This is a genomic window from Mesorhizobium sp. P2_H9 (genome assembly GCF_056403215.1).
Window position 1 is genome coordinate 1 of sequence record NZ_JBFUFX010000025.1, and the last position, 23352, is coordinate 23352.

Consider the following 23352-nt stretch of genomic DNA (forward strand, 5'->3'; position numbering starts at 1 on the left):
CATCCTGACCAAGGACGAAGGTGGCCGTCACACGCCGTTCTTCACCAACTACCGTCCGCAGTTCTATTTCCGCACGACGGACGTGACCGGTATCGTGTCGCTGCCGGAAGGCACCGAGATGGTGATGCCGGGCGACAACATCACGGTCGATGTCGAGCTGATCGTGCCGATCGCCATGGAAGAGAAGCTGCGCTTCGCCATCCGTGAAGGCGGCCGCACCGTCGGTGCCGGCATCGTCGTCACCATCAAGGAATAATCGAGCCCGGCATTTGCCGGATCGACAAGGAAAGGGCGGTCTTCGGGCCGCCCTTTTTGCTTTTTCGCCCAACGCCATAGCGCGTCAGCATCCAGCGCAAATCCTGTTGCATGCCCCCAGACCTCAACTAGTATAGGTTGCATCGAGGGGGCTTGTTCAAATGGTTGCAAAGCACCGTTGGCTTGGCCGGGCATGGTGGTTGCCGGCGCTGATCTGGCTGGCTTTGCTTGCCGGGGGCACCATGGCTGTCGCGGCGGATGCGGCCCCGGACCTTGGGCCGACCATGCGGTTTGTCGTCGTCCGCAGCTATGCGCCGGGCTGCGAGCCGACCTGCCCGGAGTGGATATCAGCCGAAGGCTCGATAGAAGCCGGGACGCCGGCGCTTTTCAAACGCACGCTCAAGGCGCTTGGCGGCCGAAAATTGCCCATCGTCGCGAATTCTCCTGGCGGCAACGTCGATGCGGCTCTCGCGCTTGGCCGGCTGATCCGCAAGAACAAGCTCGATATCGCCGTCGGCAAGACCTGGTTCATCGGCTGTCGGCCCGATGAGAAGGACTGCAGGGACAATGACGGCAAGGGCGCTCGCTATTTCGGCAATCCCTTTGCGAGCAGCGCCATCTGCAATTCCGCCTGTCCGTTGATGTTTGCCGGCGGCATCCGGCGCGTGGTCGGCGAATGGGCCTTTCTCGGCGTCCATCAGATCACCACGACCTATGTCCGAACGAAGCTGCAATACCGGACCACCTATCGTGTGGTGGGCGGCAAGAAGAAGATCCTCAATACAAAAATCATCAGCCGAAAAAGTGCCGGCAGCTACAAGACCTACGAGATGAGCAAGGCGGTGGAGAAAAGGCTGGCGGCCTATCTCAATGAGATGGGCGTCGGTCAGGGCGTGCTCGAAACGATGAAGAAAACGCCGGCTAGCGATATTCAGCAACTTGAGCCGGAAAACATGCTTCGGATGAAACTCGTTACCAGCCTGGATTCCCTCGACCTGTTGACCGCCGGAAGCATCTGCAACGCCAATCCGCTGCCCGCCAATTGCAGGGACGTAACGCCGCCAGGAAAGAAAACCAATCAGCCGGCCAAAGCCGTCACGGTTGAAGCCAAGGCGACCCCTGTCACACCTGTCGAAGCTGAAACCGTGAAGCAGGGCGGCGGTGGCGATATGCGCTTCGTTCTGGTTCGGGGCAGGAGCTTCCTCTGCGACCCTGATTGTCCCGAATGGATCTCGGCGGAAGGCACGATTACGCCGGGCACACCGGAGAGGTTGCGCCAACTGCTCGACACCGTCGGCGACCGGCGGTTGCCCATCGTGATCAGCTCGCCGGGAGGCGATTTGCTCGGCGCTCTGGCCACCGGGCGACTGATCCGCGAACGCAAGCTCGACGTGGCGGTTGCGGGGACGGATTTCGTAGGGTGCGAACCGGAGGAGGCGGATTGCAAGGCCGAGGGCGGCGTCTATATCGGGCTGACCAATGATGCCGTGGGCGCATGCGACTCGGCCTGTGTGATCGTGCTTGCCGGCGGTGTCAGACGCCTTGTCGGCCCGCAGGCGCGCTTAAGCGTGCACTCGCTGGGACTGGAGCAGAAGGTGAAGACCTATCTGGAAGACATGACGGTCGGCCCGGGCCTGTTTGTGGCGATGCAGTCGGTGCTGTATTCAAGCCATAGGCGGCTCGAACCCGACATGATGCTGAAATTCGGCGTGACGACCGGGCGTCAAACCGTGGATGAGTTGACGGGCGCTACCGTTTGCAAATCGACGCCGCGGCCCGAGAATTGCCGCATGCTGCCGTCACCCAACGCCCAGGCCGACTCGCCCGCCAAATTGTAGGCATCGCACCGACTGAAACTGCCCATCGAGGCAGGTTGAGCCATGCTCGCTGCTTCGGCTATCGTCGTGGCAGGCGTCGACCGGCGGCCGGCGGAGGATCGAGAATGAGCCAGGATATCCCGACACTCTACGAATGGGCCGGCGGCGCCGAGGCGCTGAACCGCCTGACCAGGACGTTCTACGACAAGGTGCTTCAAGACCCGGTCGTCGGTCCGGTGTTCAAAAAGATGTCGCCTGACCATCCCGCCCATGTCGCGGCCTTCATCGGCGAGGTTTTCGGCGGGCCGAAAACCTATAGCGAAAAGCATGGCGGCCACCGCGAGATGGTGATGCATCATCTGGGCAAGCATTTGAGCGAGGAACAGCGGCGCCGCTGGATCAATCTGCTTGCCGATGCCGCCGATGCCGTCGGGCTGCCGGAAGATCCGGAATTCCGTTCCGCCTTCATGGGCTATGTCGAATGGGGATCGCGGCTGGCCAAGATGAACTCCAATCTCGGCGAGACCTGCGACCCCGAGACCGAGCCGATGCCGGCCTGGGGCTGGGGCGTGCCCGGCGGGCCGTACAAGCCGCCGGCCGGGAAATCGTAGCAAGTCCCTTCACCAACACTGCCGAGCTGCGCAATTCCTGCAAACTCGGGCAAAGATGGCGCCACAAAAGGATGGGACGGTGGTGTGTCCGTCCCATTGAGGCTTTTTGTGATGCTGATTGCCCATCTGCCGTCGGGTTACATTCTGGGACGGTTCGCGCAAAAGCGCCGGCGCGGCACGCCTGGCATCATGATTGCCGCGCTGGTGGGCAGCGTGATCCCCGACATCGACATGCTGTACTTCCACTTCGTCGACGGCGGGCGCACGCACCACCATGCCTATTTTACGCATTGGCCGCTCTTCTGGGCCGCCACGGGTCTGTTGGCTCTGGTGTTGGCGAAATGGCGGGCGCCACAGCATCTGGCCATGGTCGGCGCTTTCTTTGCCGCCGCCATGATGCATATGGTCCTCGATACCGTGGCTTCGCCGATTCTGTGGCTGATGCCGTTCGACCCGCAGAAATTCGAATTCGTCACCGTCCCGGCCATCTATCGCAGTTGGGTCATGAGCTTTGTCCTGCATTGGACATTCGGCCTCGAACTTCTCATATGTGCCTGGGCGCTGGCGCTTGGAATCAGGCGATCGCAGCCTGACGCAAGCCCGCCTGAAAACTGGACTTGAGTTCTCGTCTGCTTTGTGAAATAGCAGCCCGCGATACGGGCATAGCTCAGTTGGTAGAGCGGCGGTCTCCAAAACCGCAGGTCGTAGGTTCGAGCCCTGCTGCCCGTGCCATTTTTCAGAATGGCGATTTTGCGAAAGCCGAGTTTCCAAGGCCGGGGTTTGAAAACCGGCGGGTGACTTGCCATATAAGCTCGACTGAGGCATAAGGGCTTCATAGCCGGGACGGGACGACTGGATGGTTCCGAGGCGGCGTTTGGTCATAAAGCGGACACTTGCCACTTGCGTGGATCAAGAATCGGTTTTATGTAGACGAAACAGACACGCGACGCGTGGAGCTGGGAAGCCGGCTTTACGCGTCCGATTTGCATGGGCGAAATGGTTGCGCTGATTCGGCGCGAACATGAACCCAGGCGGCACGTCCCGGCCAGCGGGATCATCCAGGAGACCCGGCCAACGGGTCTTGAAGACAGAGCGGCATATGGCTTCGAAAACCACAAATCCTTTCGTTTTTCTCCAGCAGGTTCGCACGGAGACCGCCAAGGTTACCTGGCCGTCGCGGCGCGAAACGGTGATCTCGACGGTGATGGTCCTTGTGTTTGCGGTCATCGCGATGATCTTTTTCTTCACCGCCGATGTGCTCATGGGCATGGCGGTCGAGAAACTACTTGGCCTTGGACACTAGTCCGGCGATTACGGAGAAGTCTTGAAATGACCGCGCGGTGGTACATCGTCCACGCCTATTCGAACTTTGAAAAGAAGGTCGCCGAGGACATCGAGAACAAGGCCAAGCAGAAGGGCCTGTCCGCTGACATCGAGCAGATCGTTGTGCCGACCGAGAAGGTCGTCGAGATACGTCGCGGCCGCAAGGTCGACGCCGAGCGCAAGTTCTTCCCGGGCTACGTGCTCCTAAAGGCGAACCTGACTGACGCGGTGTTCTCGCTGGTGAAGAACACGCCGAAGGTCACCGGCTTCCTGGGCGACTCGAAGCCGGTGCCGATCACCGAGGCCGAGGCCCAGCGCATCCTGAACCAGGTTCAGGAAGGTGTCGAGCGGCCCAAGCCGTCGGTCACGTTCGAGATCGGCGAGGCGATCCGGGTTTCGGATGGTCCGTTCGCCTCGTTCAACGGCTTCGTCCAGGAAGTGGATGAAGAGCGGGCGCGGCTCAAGGTGGAAGTTTCGATCTTCGGGCGCGCCGTGCCGGTCGATCTGGAATTCGGACAGGTCGAAAAGGGCTGATCCGAAAATCCCTGCGCCGGTTCGCCGGCAAGGGTGGCGGCGCGGAAACGCGCGGCTTTGAGAACGGTGGGAGGCGAATGCGGCTTTAGCCGGCCGCAGGAACCGCACCACCAGACTGCAACCGCCGGTGTTTCCCCGATAGTGGGGCCGGCACGAGACAAAGGCAGGAAAAGAGATGGCTAAGAAAATTGCAGGCCAGCTCAAGCTCCAGGTCAAAGCGGGTTCGGCGACGCCGTCGCCCCCGATCGGCCCGGCGCTTGGTCAGCGTGGCATCAACATCATGGAATTCTGCAAGGCGTTCAACGCGCAGACCCAGGAAATGGAAAAGGGATCGCCGATCCCGGTCGTCATCACCTACTACCAGGACAAGTCCTTCACCTTCGTCATGAAGACGCCGCCGGTGAGCTACTTCCTGAAGAAGGCAGCGAATTTGACTTCGGGTTCGAAGGAGCCGGGCAAGATCAAGGCCGGCACGATCGGCCGCGACAAGGTGCGCGCCATCGCCGAGCAGAAGATGAAGGATCTGAACGCAAACGACGTCGAAGCGGCCATGCGCATGGTCGAGGGCTCCGCCCGCTCGATGGGTCTGGAAGTGGTGGGCTGAGATCATGGCAAAACTCGCAAAACGTGTATCGAAGTCCCGTGACGGCATCGACCCCAACAAGGCTTACGCCCTGGGTGAGGCGCTGAAGCTGCTCAAGGACCGTTCCTCGGTCAAGTTCGACGAGACCGTCGAAGTGGCGATGAATCTCGGCGTCGACCCGCGCCATGCCGACCAGATGGTCCGCGGCGTGGTCAACCTGCCGAACGGCACCGGCCGCTCGGTTCGCGTCGCCGTGTTCGCTCGTGGCGACAAGGCCGATGAAGCGCGCGCCGCCGGCGCCGATATCGTCGGTGCCGAGGATCTGGTCGACATCGTCCAGAAGGGCACGATCGACTTCGACCGCTGCATCGCCACGCCGGACATGATGCCGCTGGTCGGCCGTCTGGGCAAAGTGCTCGGCCCGCGCGGCATGATGCCGAACCCGAAGGTCGGCACGGTGACCACCGATGTCGCCGCCGCCGTCAAGGCATCGAAGGGTGGCGCCGTGGAGTTCCGCGTCGAGAAAGCCGGCATCGTTCATGCCGGCGTCGGCAAGGTCTCGTTCGACGTCAAGGCGCTGGAAGAGAACGTCCGCGCCTTCACCGACGCGGTGAACAAGGCGAAGCCCGCGGGTGCCAAGGGCAACTACGTCAAGAAGGTGTCGGTCACCTCGACGATGGGTCCTGGCCTCAAGGTCGACGTCTCGACGCTCGCAGCGTCCTGATAAGAACAATTCGGATCGGCCGCTAAAGCGCTGATCCGCAAGTGAATTCCGGGCCTCCGACTTGTCGGCGGCCCGGTACCGGAAGTCGAGAGGCTTCCGGACATCCTGTCCGAGATTGCAGGCGGCCCAGAAGCCTTAATTCAATTGGGCCTGCATGAGACGGGTGAAAACCGGACAACGGAGCGCCAAGCTCCAATGAAAGGTTCGAACCGTGTTTGCCTTTTGTCTGCGCATCATCCGGCTTGCCGGCTGGTGTGGCGAAAGGGGGCAGGATCCTCGAGCGTCGTTCGGGAGATCCGTTACTGGATGGCCCGGCCGGCAAAAGGCAACCCGACGCCTGTCCTATTAGTGGGGCAGGGGTCAACTGGAGATAGGCAGTGGACAGAGCGGAAAAACGCGAACTCGTCACGGGCCTGAATGGTGCTTTTGCAGGCGCTGGTTCAGTCGTCGTGGCCCACTACGCCGGTATCACCGTCGCGCAAATGAACGACCTCAGGTCGAAAATGCGCGCTGCCGGTGGCACCGTCAAAGTCGCGAAGAACCGTCTCGCCAAAATCGCTCTTCAGGGCACGGACTCCGCATCGATCATCGACCTGTTCAAGGGACAGACGCTGATCGCTTATTCGGAGGATCCGATTGCGGCGCCGAAGGTCGCGTCCGATTTCGCCAAGGGAAATGACAAGCTCGTCATTCTCGGTGGCGCAATGGGCACCACCTCGCTCAACGCCGACGGTGTGAAGGCACTCGCCACACTTCCGTCGCTCGATGAGCTGCGCGCCAGGCTGGTTGGAATGATCGCCACGCCGGCAACCCGGATCGCCCAGATCGTCAATGCGCCAGCGGCTTCGGTCGCGCGCGTCATCGGCGCTTACGCCCGGAAGGACGAGGCGGCATGAGGCCGTTCCTCGCTATCACAAACACACGTTCGAACCTTATGAAGGAACATAACAATGGCTGATCTCGCAAAGATCGTAGACGACCTTTCGAAGCTGACCGTCCTCGAGGCGGCCGAGCTGTCGAAGCTTCTGGAAGAAAAGTGGGGCGTTTCCGCCGCTGCTCCGGTGGCTGTTGCCGCCGCTGGCGGTGGTGCAGCCGCTGCTGCTCCGGCCGAGGAAAAGACGGAATTCGACGTCGTCCTCACCGAGGCAGGCGCTCAGAAGATCAACGTCATCAAGGAAGTCCGCGCCATCACCGGTCTTGGCCTCAAGGAAGCCAAGGACCTGGTCGAGGCGGCTCCGAAGCCGGTCAAGGAAGGCGTTTCCAAGGCCGACGCGGAGAAGTTCAAGGCCGTGCTGGAAGCAGCCGGCGCCAAGGTTGAACTGAAGTAAGCGTCTTAAGTATCGGCGGGCGGCTTCGCGCCGTCCGCCGCTCTCTTTTCGCGAAGGGAGGCTGCGTAACGCGAAGAGTACGAAAACCTCTTTCCTGAGGGCCGAAAGCCGGCCTTCAGGAAACGGGTTTTCTCCCGTTTTGGCCGACCGCCGACAGGCGACGGTGAACAGACAAGAGGGTCGCCGCCAGGTGGCCTCGAATGCAAGGCGAGCCGCGGCGAGGCTCGTCCCGAGAATTGAGCTAAGGAGCGACGATGGCCCAGACCCAGACTTTCAATGGCCGCAGACGCGTACGCAAGTTCTTCGGAAAGATCCCGGAAGTTGCGGAGATGCCGAACCTGATCGAGGTTCAGAAGGCATCCTATGACCAGTTCCTGATGGTGGCGGAGCCCAAGGGTGGGCGTCCGGACGAGGGACTGCAGGCCGTTTTCAAGTCGGTCTTCCCGATCTCCGATTTTTCCGGCTCCTCGATGCTGGAGTTTGTGAAGTACGAGTTCGAAGGACCGAAATTCGACGTTGACGAATGCCGTCAGCGCGACCTGACCTATGCTGCGCCGCTGAAGGTGACGCTGCGCCTGATCGTGTTCGATATCGACGAGGATACCGGCGCGAAGTCGATCAAGGACATCAAGGAGCAGGACGTCTACATGGGCGACATGCCGCTCATGACCTTGAACGGCACCTTCATCGTCAACGGCACCGAGCGCGTCATCGTCTCGCAGATGCACCGTTCGCCGGGCGTCTTCTTCGACCATGACAAGGGCAAGTCGCACTCGTCCGGCAAGCTTTTGTTTGCCGCGCGCGTCATTCCCTATCGCGGCTCGTGGCTCGACATCGAGTTCGACTCGAAGGACGTCGTGCACGCCCGTATCGACCGCCGCCGCAAGATTCCGGCGACGTCGCTGCTGATGGCGCTCGGCATGGATGGCGAAGAGATCCTGTCGACCTTCTACAACAAGATCACCTACAAGCGCGCCGGCGACCATTGGCGCATTCCGTTCAACGTCGAGCGTTTCCGCGGCCTCAAGGCCGTCGGCGACCTGGTCGACGCCGATACGGGCGAGATCGTTGTCGAAGCCGGCAAGAAGATCACGGCCCGCCAGGCGAGGGCGCTTGGCGAAAAGGGTCTCAAGGCGATCAAGGCGACCGACGAGGATCTGCTCGGCAACTATCTGGCCGAGGACATCGTCAACTACGGTACCGGCGAGATTTTCCTCGAGGCCGGCGACGAGATCGACGAAAAGACGCTGAAAGTGCTGCTTGGCACCGGCGAGGAGGAGATCAAGGTTCTCGACATCGACCACGTCAATGTCGGCGCCTATATCCGCAACACGCTCAACGTCGACAAGAACGAGAGCCGCCAGGACGCATTGTTCGACATCTACCGTGTCATGCGCCCGGGTGAGCCGCCGACGCTCGAGACCGCCGAAGCCATGTTCAACTCGCTGTTCTTCGACAGCGAGCGCTACGATCTGTCGGCCGTCGGCCGTGTCAAGATGAACATGCGCCTCGAGCTCAAGGCCGAGGACACCGTGCGCGTGCTGCGCAAGGACGACATCCTGGCCGTGGTCAAGACGCTGGTCGAACTGCGCGACGGCAAGGGCGAGATCGACGACATCGACAACCTCGGCAACCGCCGCGTGCGTTCTGTCGGCGAGCTGATGGAAAACCAGTACCGCGTCGGCCTGCTGCGCATGGAGCGCGCGATCAAGGAGCGTATGTCCTCGATCGAGATCGACACGGTCATGCCGCAGGACCTGATCAACGCCAAGCCGGCGGCTGCCGCCGTGCGCGAGTTCTTCGGTTCCTCGCAGCTGTCGCAGTTCATGGATCAGACCAACCCGCTGTCGGAGATCACCCACAAGCGCCGTCTTTCGGCACTTGGACCGGGCGGTCTGACCCGCGAGCGCGCCGGCTTCGAAGTGCGCGACGTGCACCCGACGCATTACGGCCGCATCTGCCCGATCGAGACGCCGGAAGGCCCGAATATCGGTCTGATCAACTCGCTGGCCACTTTTGCGCGCGTCAACAAGTACGGCTTCATCGAAAGCCCGTATCGCAAGATCGTCGACGGCAAGCTGACCAATGACGTCGTCTACCTCTCGGCGATGGAAGAGGCGAAGCACCACGTCGCGCAGGCCAATGCCGAGCTCGACAAGAATGGCGGCTTCGTCGACGAATTCGTCATTTGCCGCAGTGCCGGCGAAGTGATGATGGCGCCGCGTGAAAACGTCGATCTGATGGACGTGTCGCCCAAGCAGATGGTGTCTGTCGCCGCGGCGCTGATCCCGTTCCTCGAGAACGACGACGCCAACCGCGCCCTGATGGGCTCGAACATGCAGCGTCAGGCCGTGCCGCTGGTGCGCGCCGAAGCGCCGTTCGTTGGCACCGGCATGGAGCCGATCGTTGCCCGTGACTCAGGCGCCGCCATCGGCGCTCGCCGCGGCGGCATCGTCGACCAGGTGGACGCGACGCGTATCGTCATTCGCGCCACGGAAGATCTCGATCCCGGCAAGTCGGGCGTCGACATCTACCGGCTGATGAAGTTCCAGCGTTCGAACCAGAACACCTGCATCAACCAGCGTCCGCTGGTGCGTATGGGTGACCGGGTCAACAAGGGCGACATCATTGCCGACGGTCCGTCGACCGAGCTCGGCGATCTGGCGCTCGGCCGTAATGTGCTGGTCGCGTTCATGCCGTGGAACGGCTACAACTACGAGGACTCGATCCTGCTCTCCGAGCGCATCGTTGCCGACGACGTCTTCACCTCGATCCACATCGAGGAGTTCGAGGTCATGGCCCGCGACACCAAGCTAGGACCGGAGGAAATCACGCGTGATATTCCGAACGTTTCGGAAGAAGCTCTGAAGAACCTCGACGAAGCCGGCATCGTCTATATCGGCGCGGAAGTGCAGCCGGGCGACATCCTGGTCGGCAAGATCACGCCGAAGGGCGAAAGCCCGATGACGCCGGAAGAAAAGCTGCTGCGCGCCATTTTTGGCGAAAAGGCATCGGACGTGCGCGACACCTCGATGCGCATGCCTCCGGGCACCTTCGGCACCGTCGTCGAAGTGCGCGTGTTCAACCGTCACGGCGTCGAGAAGGACGAGCGCGCCATGGCGATCGAACGCGAGGAGATCGAACGCCTCGCCAAGGACCGCGACGACGAGCAGGCGATCCTCGACCGCAACGTCTATTCGCGCCTTTCCGACGTTCTCGTCGGCAAGGAAGCGATTGCCGGACCGAAGGGCTTCAAGAAGGGCTCGACGCTGTCCAAGGACACGCTGGACGACTATCCGCGTTCGCAGTGGTGGCAGTTTGCGGTGGAGAACGAAAAGCTCCAGAGCGAACTGGAAGCGCTGCGCGGCCAGTACGACGATTCCAAGAAGGCGCTCGAACAGCGCTTCATGGACAAGGTCGAGAAGGTGCAGCGCGGCGACGAGATGCCTCCGGGCGTCATGAAGATGGTCAAGGTCTTCGTGGCCGTGAAGCGCAAGATGCAGCCGGGCGACAAGATGGCCGGCCGTCACGGCAACAAGGGTGTCGTGTCGCGGATCGTTCCGGTCGAGGACATGCCTTTCCTCGAGGACGGCACGCATGCCGATATCGTGCTCAACCCGCTGGGTGTGCCGAGCCGCATGAATGTCGGCCAGATCCTGGAAACGCATCTGGGCTGGGCATGCGCGGGCATGGGCAAGAAGATCGGTGATCTGATCGATGCGTACAAGACAGCCGGCGACATCAAGCCGCTGCGCAAGACGCTCGAAAGCTTCATTCCGGCCAACGACCGCAACGAGCCGGTCCGCGACTATGACGACGAGAGCATCGTTCGCCTCAGCGAGCAGATGCGCCGCGGCGTCTCCATCGCGACCCCGGTGTTCGACGGCGCCCATGAAGCCGACATCAACATCATGCTGGAGCAGGCGGGCCTGCACACCAGCGGTCAGTCGCAGCTCTATGACGGACGCACCGGCGAGCCGTTCGATCGCAAGGTGACGATGGGCTATATCTATATGCTCAAGCTTCACCATCTCGTGGACGACAAGATCCACGCGCGTTCGATCGGACCGTACTCGCTCGTTACCCAGCAGCCGCTGGGCGGCAAGGCGCAGTTCGGCGGCCAGCGCTTCGGCGAGATGGAGGTCTGGGCGCTCGAAGCGTACGGCGCTGCCTACACGCTGCAGGAGATGCTGACGGTGAAGTCGGACGACGTCGCCGGCCGCACCAAGGTCTACGAGGCGATTGTCCGCGGCGACGACACGTTCGAAGCCGGCATTCCAGAGAGCTTCAACGTGCTGGTCAAGGAGATGCGGTCTCTCGGCCTCAATGTCGAGCTGGAGAACACCAAGCTCGACGACAACCCTGTCCGGTTGCCCGACGCAGCCGAATAAAAATAAGACATCCGGTCGCGGAACACCGCGACCGGATGCACCAATTCTACGGCCAGTGGCCGATACAGACGGCGGGCGTTTGGCCCGCGCTAGATGCAAGGGGTTTTCGAGGACCCCGATAAGGAGAACGGCATGAACCAAGAGGTCATGAATCTCTTCAATCCCCAGGCGCCTGCGCAGGTGTTCGATTCCATCCGGATCTCGCTCGCCAGCCCTGAGAAGATTCTGTCCTGGTCGTTCGGCGAGATCAAGAAGCCGGAGACCATCAACTATCGTACCTTCAAGCCGGAGCGTGACGGCCTGTTCTGCGCGCGCATTTTTGGTCCGATCAAGGACTATGAGTGCCTGTGCGGCAAGTACAAGCGCATGAAGTACAAGGGCGTCATCTGCGAGAAGTGCGGCGTCGAAGTCACGCTGTCGCGCGTCCGCCGCGAGCGCATGGGCCATATCGAGCTGGCGGCACCCGTCGCTCACATCTGGTTCCTGAAGTCGCTGCCGTCGCGTATCGGCACGCTGCTCGACATGACGCTGAAGGATATCGAGCGGGTTCTCTACTTCGAGAACTACATCGTCACCGAGCCCGGCCTCACCGCGCTGAAGGAGCACCAGCTCCTCAGCGAGGAAGAGTACATGATCGCCGTCGACGAGTATGGCGAGGATAGCTTCACCGCCATGATCGGCGCCGAGGCCATTCATGACCTCCTGGCCGGCATGGACCTGGAGAAGATCGCCGGCGACCTGCGTTCGGAACTGGCTTCGACCACGTCCGAGCTCAAGCAGAAGAAGTATCTGAAGCGGCTCAAGGTCGTCGAGAACTTCATGGAGTCCGGCAACCGTCCGGAATGGATGATCATGAAAGTGGTTCCGGTGATCCCGCCGGACCTGCGCCCGCTCGTCCCGCTGGACGGCGGCCGTTTCGCGACGTCCGATCTCAACGATCTCTATCGCCGCGTGATCAACCGCAACAACCGTCTGAAGCGGCTGATCGAGCTGCGCGCCCCCGGCATCATCGTGCGCAATGAAAAGCGCATGCTGCAGGAAGCCGTCGACGCATTGTTCGACAACGGCCGCCGTGGCCGCGTCATCACCGGTGCCAACAAGCGTCCGCTGAAGTCGCTGTCCGACATGCTCAAGGGCAAGCAGGGCCGGTTCCGCCAGAACCTGCTCGGCAAGCGCGTCGACTATTCCGGCCGCTCGGTCATCGTTACCGGTCCGGAGCTCAAGCTGCACCAGTGCGGCCTGCCGAAGAAGATGGCGCTCGAACTGTTCAAGCCCTTCATCTACGCCCGCCTCGACGCCAAGGGTTTCTCCTCGACCGTCAAGCAGGCGAAGAAGCTGGTCGAGAAGGAGCGTCCGGAAGTCTGGGATATTCTTGACGAGGTCATCCGCGAGCATCCGGTGCTGCTCAACCGCGCCCCGACGCTGCATCGCCTCGGCATCCAGGCGTTCGAGCCGATCCTGATCGAAGGCAAGGCGATCCAGCTGCATCCGCTGGTCTGCACGGCCTTCAACGCCGACTTCGACGGCGATCAGATGGCCGTTCACGTGCCGCTGTCGCTGGAAGCGCAGCTTGAAGCCCGCGTGCTGATGATGTCGACCAACAACATCCTGCACCCGGCTTCCGGCGCGCCGATCATCGTGCCGTCGCAGGACATGGTTCTCGGTCTCTACTATCTGTCGATCGTCAACCAGAACGAGCCGGGCGAAGGCATGGTGTTTGCCGACATGGGCGAACTCCAGCATGCGCTCGAGACCAAGGCGGTGACGCTGCATTCGAAGATCAAGGGTCGTTTCCGCACGGTCGACGCCGAAGGCAAGGTCGTGTCGAAGATCCATGACACCACGCCTGGCCGCATGATCATCGGCGAACTTCTGCCGAAGAACGTCAACGTGCCCTACGAGACCGCCAACCAGGAGATGACCAAGAAGAACATCTCCAAGATGATCGACACCGTCTACCGCCATTGCGGTCAGAAGGAGACGGTCATTTTCTGCGATCGCATCATGGCCCTTGGCTTCAGCCATGCCTGCCGCGCCGGCATTTCGTTCGGCAAGGACGACATGCTGATCCCGGACGCCAAGATCAAGCTGGTCTCCGACACCGASGCTTTGGCSAAGGAWTACGAGCAGCAGTACAATGACGGCCTGATCACCCAGGGCGARAAGTACAACAAGGTCGTCGAYGCCTGGGCCAAGTGCTCGGAAAAGGTCGCCGACGAAATGATGGCCCGCATCAAGGCGGTCGAGTTCGAGGACAATGGCCGTCAAAAGCCGATSAACTCGATCTACATGATGTCGCACTCCGGTGCGCGTGGCTCGCCCACCCAGATGCGCCAGCTCGSCGSCATGCGCGGCCTGATGGCCAAGCCGTCGGGTGARATCATCGAGASSCCGATCATCTCGAACTTCAAGGAAGGCCTKACCGTGCTCGAGTACTTCAACTCGACCCACGGCGCCCGCAAGGGTCTGGCCGACACCGCCTTGAAGACSGCGAACTCGGGTTACCTSACSCGYCGTCTSGTCGACGTSGCKCAGGACTGCATCGTCAACTCCGTGGATTGCGGCACCGACAAGGGCCTTACCATGCAGCCGATCGTCGATGCCGGTCAGGTCGTCGCTTCGGTCGGCCAGCGCGTGCTGGGCCGTACGTCGCTCGACGACATCACGCATCCGGTGTCGGGCGAGATCCTGGTCAAGGCCGGGACGCTGATGGACGAGCGTGACGTGGAAAAGATCGAAAAGGCCGGCGTGCAGTCGGTCCGCATTCGCTCGGCACTGACCTGCGAAGTCAGGGTTGGCGTCTGCGCGGTCTGCTACGGACGCGATCTGGCCCGCGGTACCCCGGTCAACCAGGGCGAAGCTGTCGGCGTCATCGCGGCGCAGTCGATCGGCGAGCCGGGCACCCAGCTCACCATGCGTACCTTCCACATGGGCGGTACTGCGCAGGTGGTGGACTCGTCGTTCCTTGAAGCCTCGTATGAGGGCAAGGTCGAGATCCGCAACCGCAACGTGGTGCGCAACTCCGACGGCCAGCAGATGGTCATGGGCCGCAACATGGCGGTGCTGATCCTCGACGAAGCCGGCAAGGAACGCGCCACGCACCGTCTCACCTATGGTTCGCGTATCTTCGTGGACGATGGCGACAAGGTGAAGCGCGGCCAGCGTATCGCCGAGTGGGATCCTTATACCCGCCCGGTCCTCACCGAAATCGAGGGCAAGGTGTCGTACGAGGATCTGGTCGACGGCATTTCGGTTCAGGAAACGGCCGACGAGTCGACCGGCATCACCAAACGTGAGGTCATCGACTGGCGCTCGACGCCACGCGGCAACGACCTCAAGCCGGCGATTGCCATCCAGGACGCCAAGGGCAAGGTCGGCAAGCTGTCGAAGGGCGGCGATGCCCGCTTCCTGCTCTCGGTCGAGGCCATTCTTTCGGTCGAGCCGGGTGCACAGGTTCGCCCCGGCGACGTTTTGGCGCGTATCCCGATGGAAAGCGCCAAGACCAAGGACATCACCGGCGGTCTGCCGCGTGTTGCCGAGCTGTTCGAGGCACGTCGTCCGAAGGATCACGCCATCATCGCCGAGATCGACGGCACGATCCGCTTCGGCCGCGACTACAAGAACAAGCGTCGCATCATCATCGAGCCGCATGACTCGACGCTTGAGCCGGTCGAATACCTGATCCCGAAGGGCAAGCCGTTCCATCTCCAGGACGGCGACGTCATCGAGAAGGGCGACTACATCCTCGACGGCAATCCGGCGCCGCACGACATCCTGGCGATCAAGGGCGTGGAGGCACTTGCTTCCTACCTCGTCAACGAGATCCAGGAAGTCTACCGTCTGCAGGGCGTGTCGATCAACGACAAGCACATCGAGGTGATCGTTCGCCAGATGCTGCAGAAGGTCGAGATCACGGTGCAGGGCGACTCGACCTACATTCCGGGCGACCACGTCGACGTGATCGAGCTGGAAGAGGTCAACGAGCGCCTGGTCGAGGACGGCAAGAAGCCGGCCGAAGGCCTGCCGGTTCTGCTCGGCATCACCAAGGCCTCGCTGCAGACGCCATCCTTCATCTCGGCCGCCTCCTTCCAGGAGACGACCAGAGTGCTGACCGAAGCGGCGGTTGCCGGCAAGACCGACATGCTGCAGGGCTTGAAGGAAAACGTCATCGTCGGCCGGCTGATCCCGGCCGGCACCGGCGGCACGATGAGCCAGATCCGGCGCATCGCCACCTCGCGTGACGAACTGATCATCGACGAGCGCCGCAAGGCGTCGGGCGTCGAGATCGCCGAGCCGATGCTGACCGACATGGTCACCGCCGCGCAGTAAGCGCGGAAGGAAGAGAAGACAAGAAAAGGGGCCCAAGTGGCCCCTTTTCGCGTTTGGTTCCTCCATTGATCGGAGAAGAAACCGATGAGCAAGAAAACCTGGGCGGCAGTCGACGACTATATCGTCGACGCCCTGTTCGAGGCAGATCCCGTCCTCAATGCCGTTCTGGCGGCCAACCACGACCAGGGCCTGCCGGCGATCGACGTTTCGCCGGCGCAAGGCAAGTTGCTTTCACTTCTTGCAAGGATGCAGGGGGCGAAGAAAATTCTCGAAATCGGCACGCTGGGCGGCTACTCGACCATCTGGATGGCGAGAGCGTTGCCTGTGGGCGGCAAGATCGTGACGCTTGAACTCGATCCGCACCATGCGAAGGTCGCGCGGTCGAATTTCGAGCGGGCAGGCGTCTCCGAGCGGGTGGAATTGCGGGTCGGACCGGCGCTGCAATCGCTTGCCGCATTGAACGCCGAGAATGCCGGACCATTCAACGTCATCTTCATCGACGCCGACAAGCCGAACAACCCGCACTATCTGTCCTGGGCCATGCGCCTGTCGCGGCCGGGGACCGTCATCATCTGCGACAACGTCATCCGTGACGGCGCGGTGCTCGATGAGGATGGCCAAGATGCCAATGTCGAAGGCGCACGCGCCGCGTTCTCGTTCATCGGCGGCGACAAGCGGCTGCAGGCCACTGCTATCCAGACTGTCGGCGCCAAGGGCCATGACGGCTTTGCCATTGCGATCGTCGATTGAAAACACAGGCCTGATCTCGAAGGGTATCAGACAGATGAACGAGGCAGCTCTTTGGGAACTGATCAACGCGGGCCGGGAGCGAATGAATTTTGCGCAGCGAAGACTCTGGGATGTGATCGGTATCGATCCGGAACAATGGACGCACCGCTCTCCGGCCGGGGAAGACCGGCGCATTTGGGTCGTGGCGCTGATCGGCCGAACCGTGATCTCCTATAATGAATTCGAATACGGCTTCGACTGCTCACGCTTCGCCCGGTATGGCGAGATTGCAGAGCTTGGTTGGGGACAAGTCGACCTTGAGGGAGCCGTTCAACACGTTCTGAACGAGGTGGAACTCGGACATCAAACGCGCCCACCGTTTCCGGACCTCGGCCAGGAACACATTCCGGCCGAAGACGATAGGACAACCCGACAGGACTTTCAGTTTAGTTCAGTCAAAAAACGCCTCGACGACATTGCGCTTGCCCAGCATGAAGGCGTCGGCGACGTGCTGGAGGGGCGCGAGGTCGACGTCCGAGGTGCCAGCGCGGACGATCTCGGCGAAGCGCTTGTAGAGCGAGGGGTATTCGGCTTCCGGCTCGTCATGCACGATGCGGCCATCGATGGCGAGCTTCGAGCCGCCGCCTGAAAGCACCATCTGTCCCGCTTCCGTGTCGGCGAGGATGTCCCAGCTCTGCGGGCCGGTCTGCAGCCAGTCGAGCTCCATCCTCACCGGCAAGCCGCTCGAGGTGCGAAAGACGACATGCGCAGCGACGGGTGCCGCGCGGTTCTCGGGAAAATCGAGGACCGCCGAGGTGATGAACATCGCCGGCAAGATGTGGGTCACGATCGACAGCGCGTTGATGCCGGGATCGAAGACGCCGAAGCCGCCTGGCGCCCAGATCCATTCCTGGTTCGGGTGCCAGCGGCGCACGTCTTCCTTCCAGTTGATGGCCGCCGACCTGATGGTGGTCGAGCCGAGGAAGGCGCGTGCGGCTTCCACCGCCGGCGCATAGCGCGAATGCCAGCTGGCAAACAGCGAGACGCCGTTGGCCGTTGCCAGCGCCTTCAGGTCTTCGACTTCGCTGACCGTGGCGCCCGGCGGCTTTTCCAGAAACACATGCTTTTTCGCCATCAGCGCGGTGCGCGCTGCGTCATAGCGGAACTGTGGCGGCATGCAGAGCGAGACGGCCTCAAGCTCCGGCACCGCGTCGAGCATCGCTTCGATGGTTGGGAAGTTGGGGATGTTCTCCACCTTGCCGTGCCGGCTGGCTGCGGCGACGAGGCGATAGTTCGGGTCCTTAGCCACGGCCGGCAAATGCTGGTCGCGGACGATCTTTCCGACGCCGACGATGCCGAGCTTGATGGGACCGCTATTCACAGACATGGGAGCTCCGCAGATTGGAAATGCGCTTGTTTGTCAGGGTTCTTAGCAGAGAACCGAAGCCGGGCAAGCCGCAGCAGGCCTGTCACCGAAAGTCTGTTCGGTTGTCAGCCCCAGCTCTCGTCGAACTCCAGCGCCAGTTCCTTGCCCGCCAGAAACGCCTCGATCGCCGGTTCGAACGGCGAAGGATCAAGGCCGTTCGCCTGCAGCCAGTCGTCGGAATAGTAGGTGTTGGCGTAGCGTTCGCCGGAATCGCAGATCAGCGTTATCAGCGACCCGGTCTCGCCGGCGGCAATCATGCGCGCGGCGTGAAAGCACATGGCGATGAAATTGGTGCCGGTCGAGCCGCCGACACGGCGGCCGAGGCGGCGCGACAGCACCCGCATCGCGGCCAGCGACACGGCGTCTTGTATCCGCAGCATGTGGTCGATGACGCCCGGCACGAAGGACGGTTCGACACGCGGCCGGCCGATGCCTTCGATGCGTGACGGCTGCTCGCAGCGACTGTTGGCGTCATGGGTGGCAAAGCCATCGAAGAAAGCGGAGCGCTCGACATCGCAGACCGACAGCCGCGTCGCATGCTGCTTGTAGCGCAGATAGCGGCCGATCGTGGCCGTGGTGCCGCCAGTGCCAGCGCTCATCACGATCCAGGCCGGGATCGGATGCCGCTCCTCGCGCATCTGTCCGAAAATCGATTCGGCGATGTTGTTGTTGCCGCGCCAGTCGGTCGCCCGCTCGGCATGGGTGAACTGGTCCATGAAATGGCCGCCGAGCCTGGCGGTCAGTTCGGCGGATTCGGTGTAGATGCGCCGSCCATCGTCGATGAARTGRCAGTTGCCGCCATAGTGCTCGATGSYGGCGATCTTYTCRGGCGAGGTCGAGCGCGGCATCACCGCATAGAACGGCACGCCGATCATGCGGGCGAAATAGGCTTCCGATACGGCGGTCGAGCCGGAGGAGGCCTCTATGACCGCCGCACCCTCGCGGATATGGCCATTGCACAGCGCATAGAGAAAGAGCGAGCGTGCCAGCCGGTGTTTCAGGCTGCCGGTCGGATGCGTCGATTCATCCTTGAGGTAGAAGTCGATGCCGGTAAGCCGCGGCAGATCGAGCTTCCACAGGTGGGTGTCGGCCGAGCGGTGCTGGTCGGCCTCGATGGCGGCGACCGCCCGGTCGGCCCAGGCGCGGGAAGAGGGTTTCGCCGCTGTTGAGTTGACCACGCTGCCTCCCAGTTGGTCCCGCATCAGATCGGTACGTCGAAAGTGACGATCGACACTTCGCCTTCGAGCGCGCCCTGGAAGGCCGACAGATGCGGCTCTTCATCGGGTATGCCGTCCATATCGCCGATCTGGTCGAGTTCGACCTCGGCATAACCTTCGGCTGCAAGCGATTCGAGTGTGCGGCGCACTGCCGAATCGTCGTCGGGCGCCACCAGCATCACGTGGACACCTTCTGGCTTGCCGCCCTTCTTCTTCCACACCCGGCCGGTGATGATGGTAACCGGGCGCTCGTCATTGTCGTTCACGGGCTGATTCCTTTTGGCAAAGGGATTGGGGCGGGCGAGGGGATTTTCACCATTCATGCCGCCTTTTCGCATGAAGCATGGCCGTGCAACAGCCAGAAGCTGGTCACTTTCTTCCTCGGCCTTGCAAAATGGCGAAAGAAAATTACCTGCGTTTTTCGCATGGCTGCCAAGCCTTGGTTTGCGCGCAATATTTGGCGCCCCGGGGTTGACGGTTCGCGGTCTTACGAGTAGAAGCCGCCCAGTCAGAACCGATGTGAGGCTTTCCCTTCCGAAGCGACACGCTTTGGAGTTTGCCTCAAACAGGGTTCGTTTTACGAGCGAAAAGACATTTCCGGCGTGCACGAAGCGGCTTCCGCTTCCTCTGCCATTTGTTCGGGCAAGACCGCGAGGCGCGGTTTATGGCCCGAATTTGCGTATGGAAATGACGCTTTGAGCGGCCCTGACCGGGCGAGACACGGAATTGAGAGACAAGAGGGTTTAATGCCTACCGTCAACCAGCTGATCCGCAAGCCGCGCATTGCGCCGGTGAAGCGCAACAAGGTCCCGGCCATGCAGCAGAACCCGCAGAAGCGGGGCGTCTGCACGCGCGTCTACACAACGACGCCGAAGAAGCCGAACTCGGCGCTGCGCAAGGTGGCCAAGATCCGCCTGACCAATGGTTTTGAAGTGATCGGTTACATCCCCGGTGAAGGCCACAACCTTCAGGAACACTCCGTGGTGATGATCCGCGGCGGCCGCGTCAAGGATCTTCCGGGCGTTCGCTACCACATCATTCGCGGCGTGCTCGACACGCAGGGCGTGAAGAACCGCAAGCAGCGCCGTTCGAAGTACGGTGCCAAGCGTCCGAAGTAAGGTTTTCCGGCCGCGGCGCTTTTTCACTGCGCCCGGCTACGAGATTGAGAGACAAAAGCCATGTCGCGTCGTCACAGTGCAGAAAAGCGTGAGATCAATCCGGACCCCAAGTTCGGCGATCTGATCGTCACCAAGTTCATGAACGCCGTCATGTATGACGGCAAGAAGTCGGTTGCCGAGACCATCGTCTACGGCGCGCTCGACCAGGTTCAGTCGAAGACCAAGCAGGAGCCGGTCACCGTCTTCCATCAGGCGCTCGACAATGTCGCGCCGCATGTGGAAGTCCGGTCGCGTCGCGTCGGCGGCGCCACCTACCAGGTTCCGGTCGATGTGCGCCCCGAGCGCCGTCAGGCCTTGGCCATCCGCTGGCTGATCGCAGCTGCGCGCAACCGCAACGAGACCACGATGGTCGACCGCCTCTCCGGCGAGCTGATGGACGCGGCCAACAACCGCGGCACCGCCGTCAAGAAGCGTGAAGACACCCATAAGATGGCGGAAGCCAACCGCGCTTTCGCGCACTACCGCTGGTAAAGCGCGAACGAGACTGAGAGGCACCCACGATGGCCCGCGAATACAAAATCGAAGACTACCGCAATTTCGGTATCATGGCGCATATTGACGCCGGCAAGACGACGACCACCGAGCGCGTCCTCTATTACACGGGCAAGTCGCACAAGATCGGCGAAGTCCACGACGGCGCTGCCACCATGGATTGGATGGAGCAGGAGCAGGAACGCGGCATCACGATCACGTCCGCCGCGACCACGACCTTCTGGAAGGGTCGTGACGGCAAGATGTACCGCTTCAACATCATCGACACCCCCGGCCACGTCGACTTCACCATCGAAGTCGAGCGTTCGCTGCGCGTGCTCGACGGCGCCATTGCGCTGCTCGATGCCAATGCCGGTGTTGAGCCGCAGACGGAAACCGTCTGGCGTCAGGCCGACAAGTACCGCGTTCCGCGCATGATCTTCTGCAACAAGATGGACAAGATCGGCGCTGACTTTTACCGCTCGGTCGAGATGATCGGTTCGCGCCTCGGTGCGCATGCCGTCGTCATGCAGCTGCCGATCGGCGCCGAGACCGAGTTCAAGGGCGTTGTCGACCTCGTCGAGATGAACGCTCTGGTTTGGCGCGACGAGACGCTGGGCGCTGCCTGGGACGTCGTCGAGATCCCTGCCGACCTCAAGGCTCGTGCCGAAGAATACCGCGAGAAGATGATCGAAGCCGCCGTCGAAATGGACGAGGCGGCGCTTGAGAATTACCTCGAAGGCAAGATGCCGACCAATGACGAGATCCGCGCGCTGATCCGCAAGGGCACCATTGCGGTCAAGTTCTATCCGATGTTCTGCGGCTCGGCCTTCAAGAACAAGGGCGTGCAGCCTTTGCTCGACGCCGTCGTCGAATATCTGCCGTCGCCGGCCGATGTTCCGGCCATCAAGGGCGTCGACGCCAAGACCGACGCCGAGATCGAGCGTCACGCCGACGACAACGAGCCGCTGTCGATGCTCGCCTTTAAGATCATGAACGACCCGTTCGTCGGTTCGCTGACCTTTGCCCGCATCTATTCGGGCAAGCTGACCAAGGGCATCTCGGTCGACAATACCGTCAAGGGCAAGAAAGAGCGCATCGGCCGCATGCTGCAGATGCATGCGAATTCGCGCGCCGACGTCGAAGAGGCGTTTGCCGGCGACATCGTTGCGCTGGCCGGCCTCAAGGACACGACCACCGGCGATACGCTCAGCGATCCGTTGCATCCGGTCATCCTCGAGCGCATGGAATTCCCCGATCCGGTCATCCAGATCGCCATCGAGCCGAAGACCAAGAACGACCAGGAAAAGATGGGCCTCGCCCTTCACCGCCTGGCCGCCGAGGATCCGTCCTTCCGCGTCAAGACCGACGAGGAAAGCGGCCAGACGATCATTTCCGGCATGGGCGAGCTTCACCTCGACATCATCGTCGACCGCATGCGTCGCGAGTTCAAGGTCGAGGCCAATGTCGGCGCGCCGCAGGTGGCCTATCGCGAGACGATCACCCGCAAGCACGAGCAGGACTACACGCACAAGAAGCAGACCGGCGGTACCGGTCAGTTCGCTCGCGTCAAGATCCTCTTCGAGCCGAACCCGGAAAGCAGCGAGTTCGTCTTCGAATCCAAGATCGTTGGCGGCGCGGTGCCGAAGGAATACATCCCGGGCGTCGAAAAGGGCGTCAAGAGCGTCATGACCAACGGTACGTTCGCCGGCTTCCCGATGATCGGCGTCAAGGCGATGCTGATCGATGGCGCCTACCACGATGTCGACTCCTCGGTGCTCGCCTTCGAAATCGCCGGCCGTGCCTGCTTCAAGGAAGCGGCGCCCAAGCTTGGCGTGCAGTTGCTCGAGCCGATCATGAAGGTCGAAGTCGTGACGCCGGAAGATTACGTCGGCAACGTCATTGGCGATCTGAACGGCCGTCGTGGCCAGATCCAGGGCCAGGAAGCTCGCGGCGTGGCGGTGGTTATCAACGCGATGGTGCCGCTGGCCAACATGTTCAAGTACGTCGACAACCTGCGCTCGATGAGCCAGGGCCGCGCGGCTTACACGATGCAGTTCGATCACTACGAGCCGGTTCCCACGGCGGTGGCGACGGAAATTCAGAAGAAATACGCGTAACCCGCACGGGTTGCAGCAGTAACTTTAATTCAAAGCCCGCACGGGCGAGCAGGAATGGAGACATCACATGGCAAAAGGTAAATTCGAGCGTAACAAGCCTCATGTGAACATTGGCACGATTGGCCACGTCGATCATGGCAAGACGTCGCTGACGGCGGCGATCACCAAGTATTTTGGCGAATACAAGCGCTACGACCAGATCGATGCGGCGCCGGAAGAGAAGGCCCGCGGCATCACCATTTCGACGGCGCACGTCGAATACGAGACGGCTGCCCGCCACTACGCCCACGTCGACTGCCCCGGCCACGCCGACTAT

20 protein-coding genes and 1 tRNA gene are annotated in these 23352 nt (G+C 61.8%); 18 read left to right on the forward strand and 3 right to left on the reverse strand.

Annotated elements, in window-relative coordinates; all coding sequences use genetic code 11:
* The 14 genes from AC1DXN_RS30300 to AC1DXN_RS30365 all read left to right on the forward strand — a co-directional run.
* On the forward strand, positions 1–256 hold a 256-nt coding region (locus AC1DXN_RS30300), incomplete at its 5' end, for an EF-Tu C-terminal domain-related protein (RefSeq protein WP_477246636.1).
* 160 nt (positions 257–416) lie between these two features.
* On the forward strand, positions 417–2093 hold the full coding sequence (locus AC1DXN_RS30305) for a COG3904 family protein (protein ID WP_477421788.1): 1677 nt from the start codon (positions 417–419) through the stop codon (positions 2091–2093).
* 104 nt (positions 2094–2197) lie between these two features.
* On the forward strand, positions 2198–2683 hold the full coding sequence (locus tag AC1DXN_RS30310; protein ID WP_477278366.1) for a group II truncated hemoglobin: 486 nt from the start codon (positions 2198–2200) through the stop codon (positions 2681–2683).
* 111 nt (positions 2684–2794) lie between these two features.
* Entirely contained in the window at positions 2795–3304 is a 510-nt protein-coding gene (locus AC1DXN_RS30315; protein WP_477278364.1) for a metal-dependent hydrolase, read from the forward strand.
* 35 nt (positions 3305–3339) lie between these two features.
* Positions 3340–3415 (forward strand) — tRNA-Trp (locus tag AC1DXN_RS30320).
* Positions 3416–3782: 367 nt separating this feature from the next.
* A complete protein-coding gene (gene secE, locus AC1DXN_RS30325) occupies positions 3783–3986 on the forward strand; it encodes a preprotein translocase subunit SecE (RefSeq protein ID WP_477278362.1) in 204 nt (67 codons plus the stop codon).
* 26 nt (positions 3987–4012) lie between these two features.
* Entirely contained in the window at positions 4013–4540 is a 528-nt protein-coding gene (gene nusG / locus AC1DXN_RS30330; protein WP_006333333.1) for a transcription termination/antitermination protein NusG, read from the forward strand.
* Positions 4541–4715: 175 nt separating this feature from the next.
* Positions 4716–5144 (forward strand): 50S ribosomal protein L11, encoded by a 429-nt coding sequence (gene rplK / locus AC1DXN_RS30335; RefSeq protein WP_006333334.1) that lies wholly within the window; start codon positions 4716–4718, stop codon positions 5142–5144.
* A 4-nt stretch (positions 5145–5148) separates the two neighbouring features.
* On the forward strand, positions 5149–5847 hold the full coding sequence (gene rplA / locus AC1DXN_RS30340) for a 50S ribosomal protein L1 (protein ID WP_477249877.1): 699 nt from the start codon (positions 5149–5151) through the stop codon (positions 5845–5847).
* A 377-nt stretch (positions 5848–6224) separates the two neighbouring features.
* Positions 6225–6743 (forward strand): 50S ribosomal protein L10, encoded by a 519-nt coding sequence (gene rplJ / locus AC1DXN_RS30345; protein ID WP_023667437.1) that lies wholly within the window; start codon positions 6225–6227, stop codon positions 6741–6743.
* A 54-nt stretch (positions 6744–6797) separates the two neighbouring features.
* Complete coding sequence (rplL, locus tag AC1DXN_RS30350; RefSeq protein WP_477249876.1) at positions 6798–7175, forward strand: 50S ribosomal protein L7/L12; 378 nt, start codon at positions 6798–6800, stop codon at positions 7173–7175.
* Between the two features lie 254 nt (positions 7176–7429).
* Complete coding sequence (gene rpoB / locus AC1DXN_RS30355) at positions 7430–11566, forward strand: DNA-directed RNA polymerase subunit beta (RefSeq protein WP_477249874.1); 4137 nt, start codon at positions 7430–7432, stop codon at positions 11564–11566.
* A 132-nt stretch (positions 11567–11698) separates the two neighbouring features.
* On the forward strand, positions 11699–15895 hold the full coding sequence (rpoC, locus tag AC1DXN_RS30360) for a DNA-directed RNA polymerase subunit beta' (RefSeq protein WP_477421790.1): 4197 nt from the start codon (positions 11699–11701) through the stop codon (positions 15893–15895).
* Between the two features lie 84 nt (positions 15896–15979).
* Positions 15980–16645, forward strand: a complete 666-nt coding sequence (locus AC1DXN_RS30365) for an O-methyltransferase (protein ID WP_477278360.1) — start codon at positions 15980–15982, stop codon at positions 16643–16645.
* A gap of 430 nt (positions 16646–17075) precedes the next feature.
* On the opposite strand, the gene AC1DXN_RS30370 is transcribed toward AC1DXN_RS30365, so the two are convergent.
* The 3 genes from AC1DXN_RS30370 to AC1DXN_RS30380 all read right to left on the reverse strand — a co-directional run bounded on the left by AC1DXN_RS30370 (position 17076) and on the right by AC1DXN_RS30380 (position 19533).
* On the reverse strand, positions 17076–18011 hold the full coding sequence (locus AC1DXN_RS30370; RefSeq protein ID WP_477278358.1) for a Gfo/Idh/MocA family protein: 936 nt from the start codon (positions 18009–18011) through the stop codon (positions 17076–17078).
* 104 nt (positions 18012–18115) lie between these two features.
* Complete coding sequence (locus AC1DXN_RS30375) at positions 18116–19252, reverse strand: PLP-dependent cysteine synthase family protein (RefSeq protein WP_477421792.1); 1137 nt, start codon at positions 19250–19252, stop codon at positions 18116–18118.
* Positions 19252–19533 carry a transcriptional regulator gene (locus AC1DXN_RS30380; RefSeq protein WP_477278354.1) on the reverse strand — a complete coding sequence of 94 codons (282 nt, stop codon included), beginning with the start codon at positions 19531–19533 and terminating at the stop codon, positions 19252–19254. Before AC1DXN_RS30380 ends, AC1DXN_RS30375 begins: the two co-directional genes overlap by 1 nt.
* Positions 19534–20013: 480 nt before the next feature.
* Here AC1DXN_RS30380 and rpsL point away from each other — a divergent pair, with 480 nt between their 5' ends.
* The 4 genes from rpsL to AC1DXN_RS30400 form a co-directional block, all read left to right on the forward strand.
* Positions 20014–20385, forward strand: a complete 372-nt coding sequence (gene rpsL / locus AC1DXN_RS30385; RefSeq protein ID WP_006333356.1) for a 30S ribosomal protein S12 — start codon at positions 20014–20016, stop codon at positions 20383–20385.
* A gap of 60 nt (positions 20386–20445) precedes the next feature.
* On the forward strand, positions 20446–20916 hold the full coding sequence (gene rpsG, locus AC1DXN_RS30390) for a 30S ribosomal protein S7 (protein WP_008875664.1): 471 nt from the start codon (positions 20446–20448) through the stop codon (positions 20914–20916).
* Between the two features lie 29 nt (positions 20917–20945).
* Positions 20946–23036 carry an elongation factor G gene (gene fusA / locus AC1DXN_RS30395; RefSeq protein ID WP_477278352.1) on the forward strand — a complete coding sequence of 697 codons (2091 nt, stop codon included), beginning with the start codon at positions 20946–20948 and terminating at the stop codon, positions 23034–23036.
* A 67-nt stretch (positions 23037–23103) separates the two neighbouring features.
* Positions 23104–23352 (forward strand): GTP-binding protein (locus AC1DXN_RS30400; protein ID WP_477249863.1); only part of this gene is annotated, 249 nt, incomplete at its 3' end.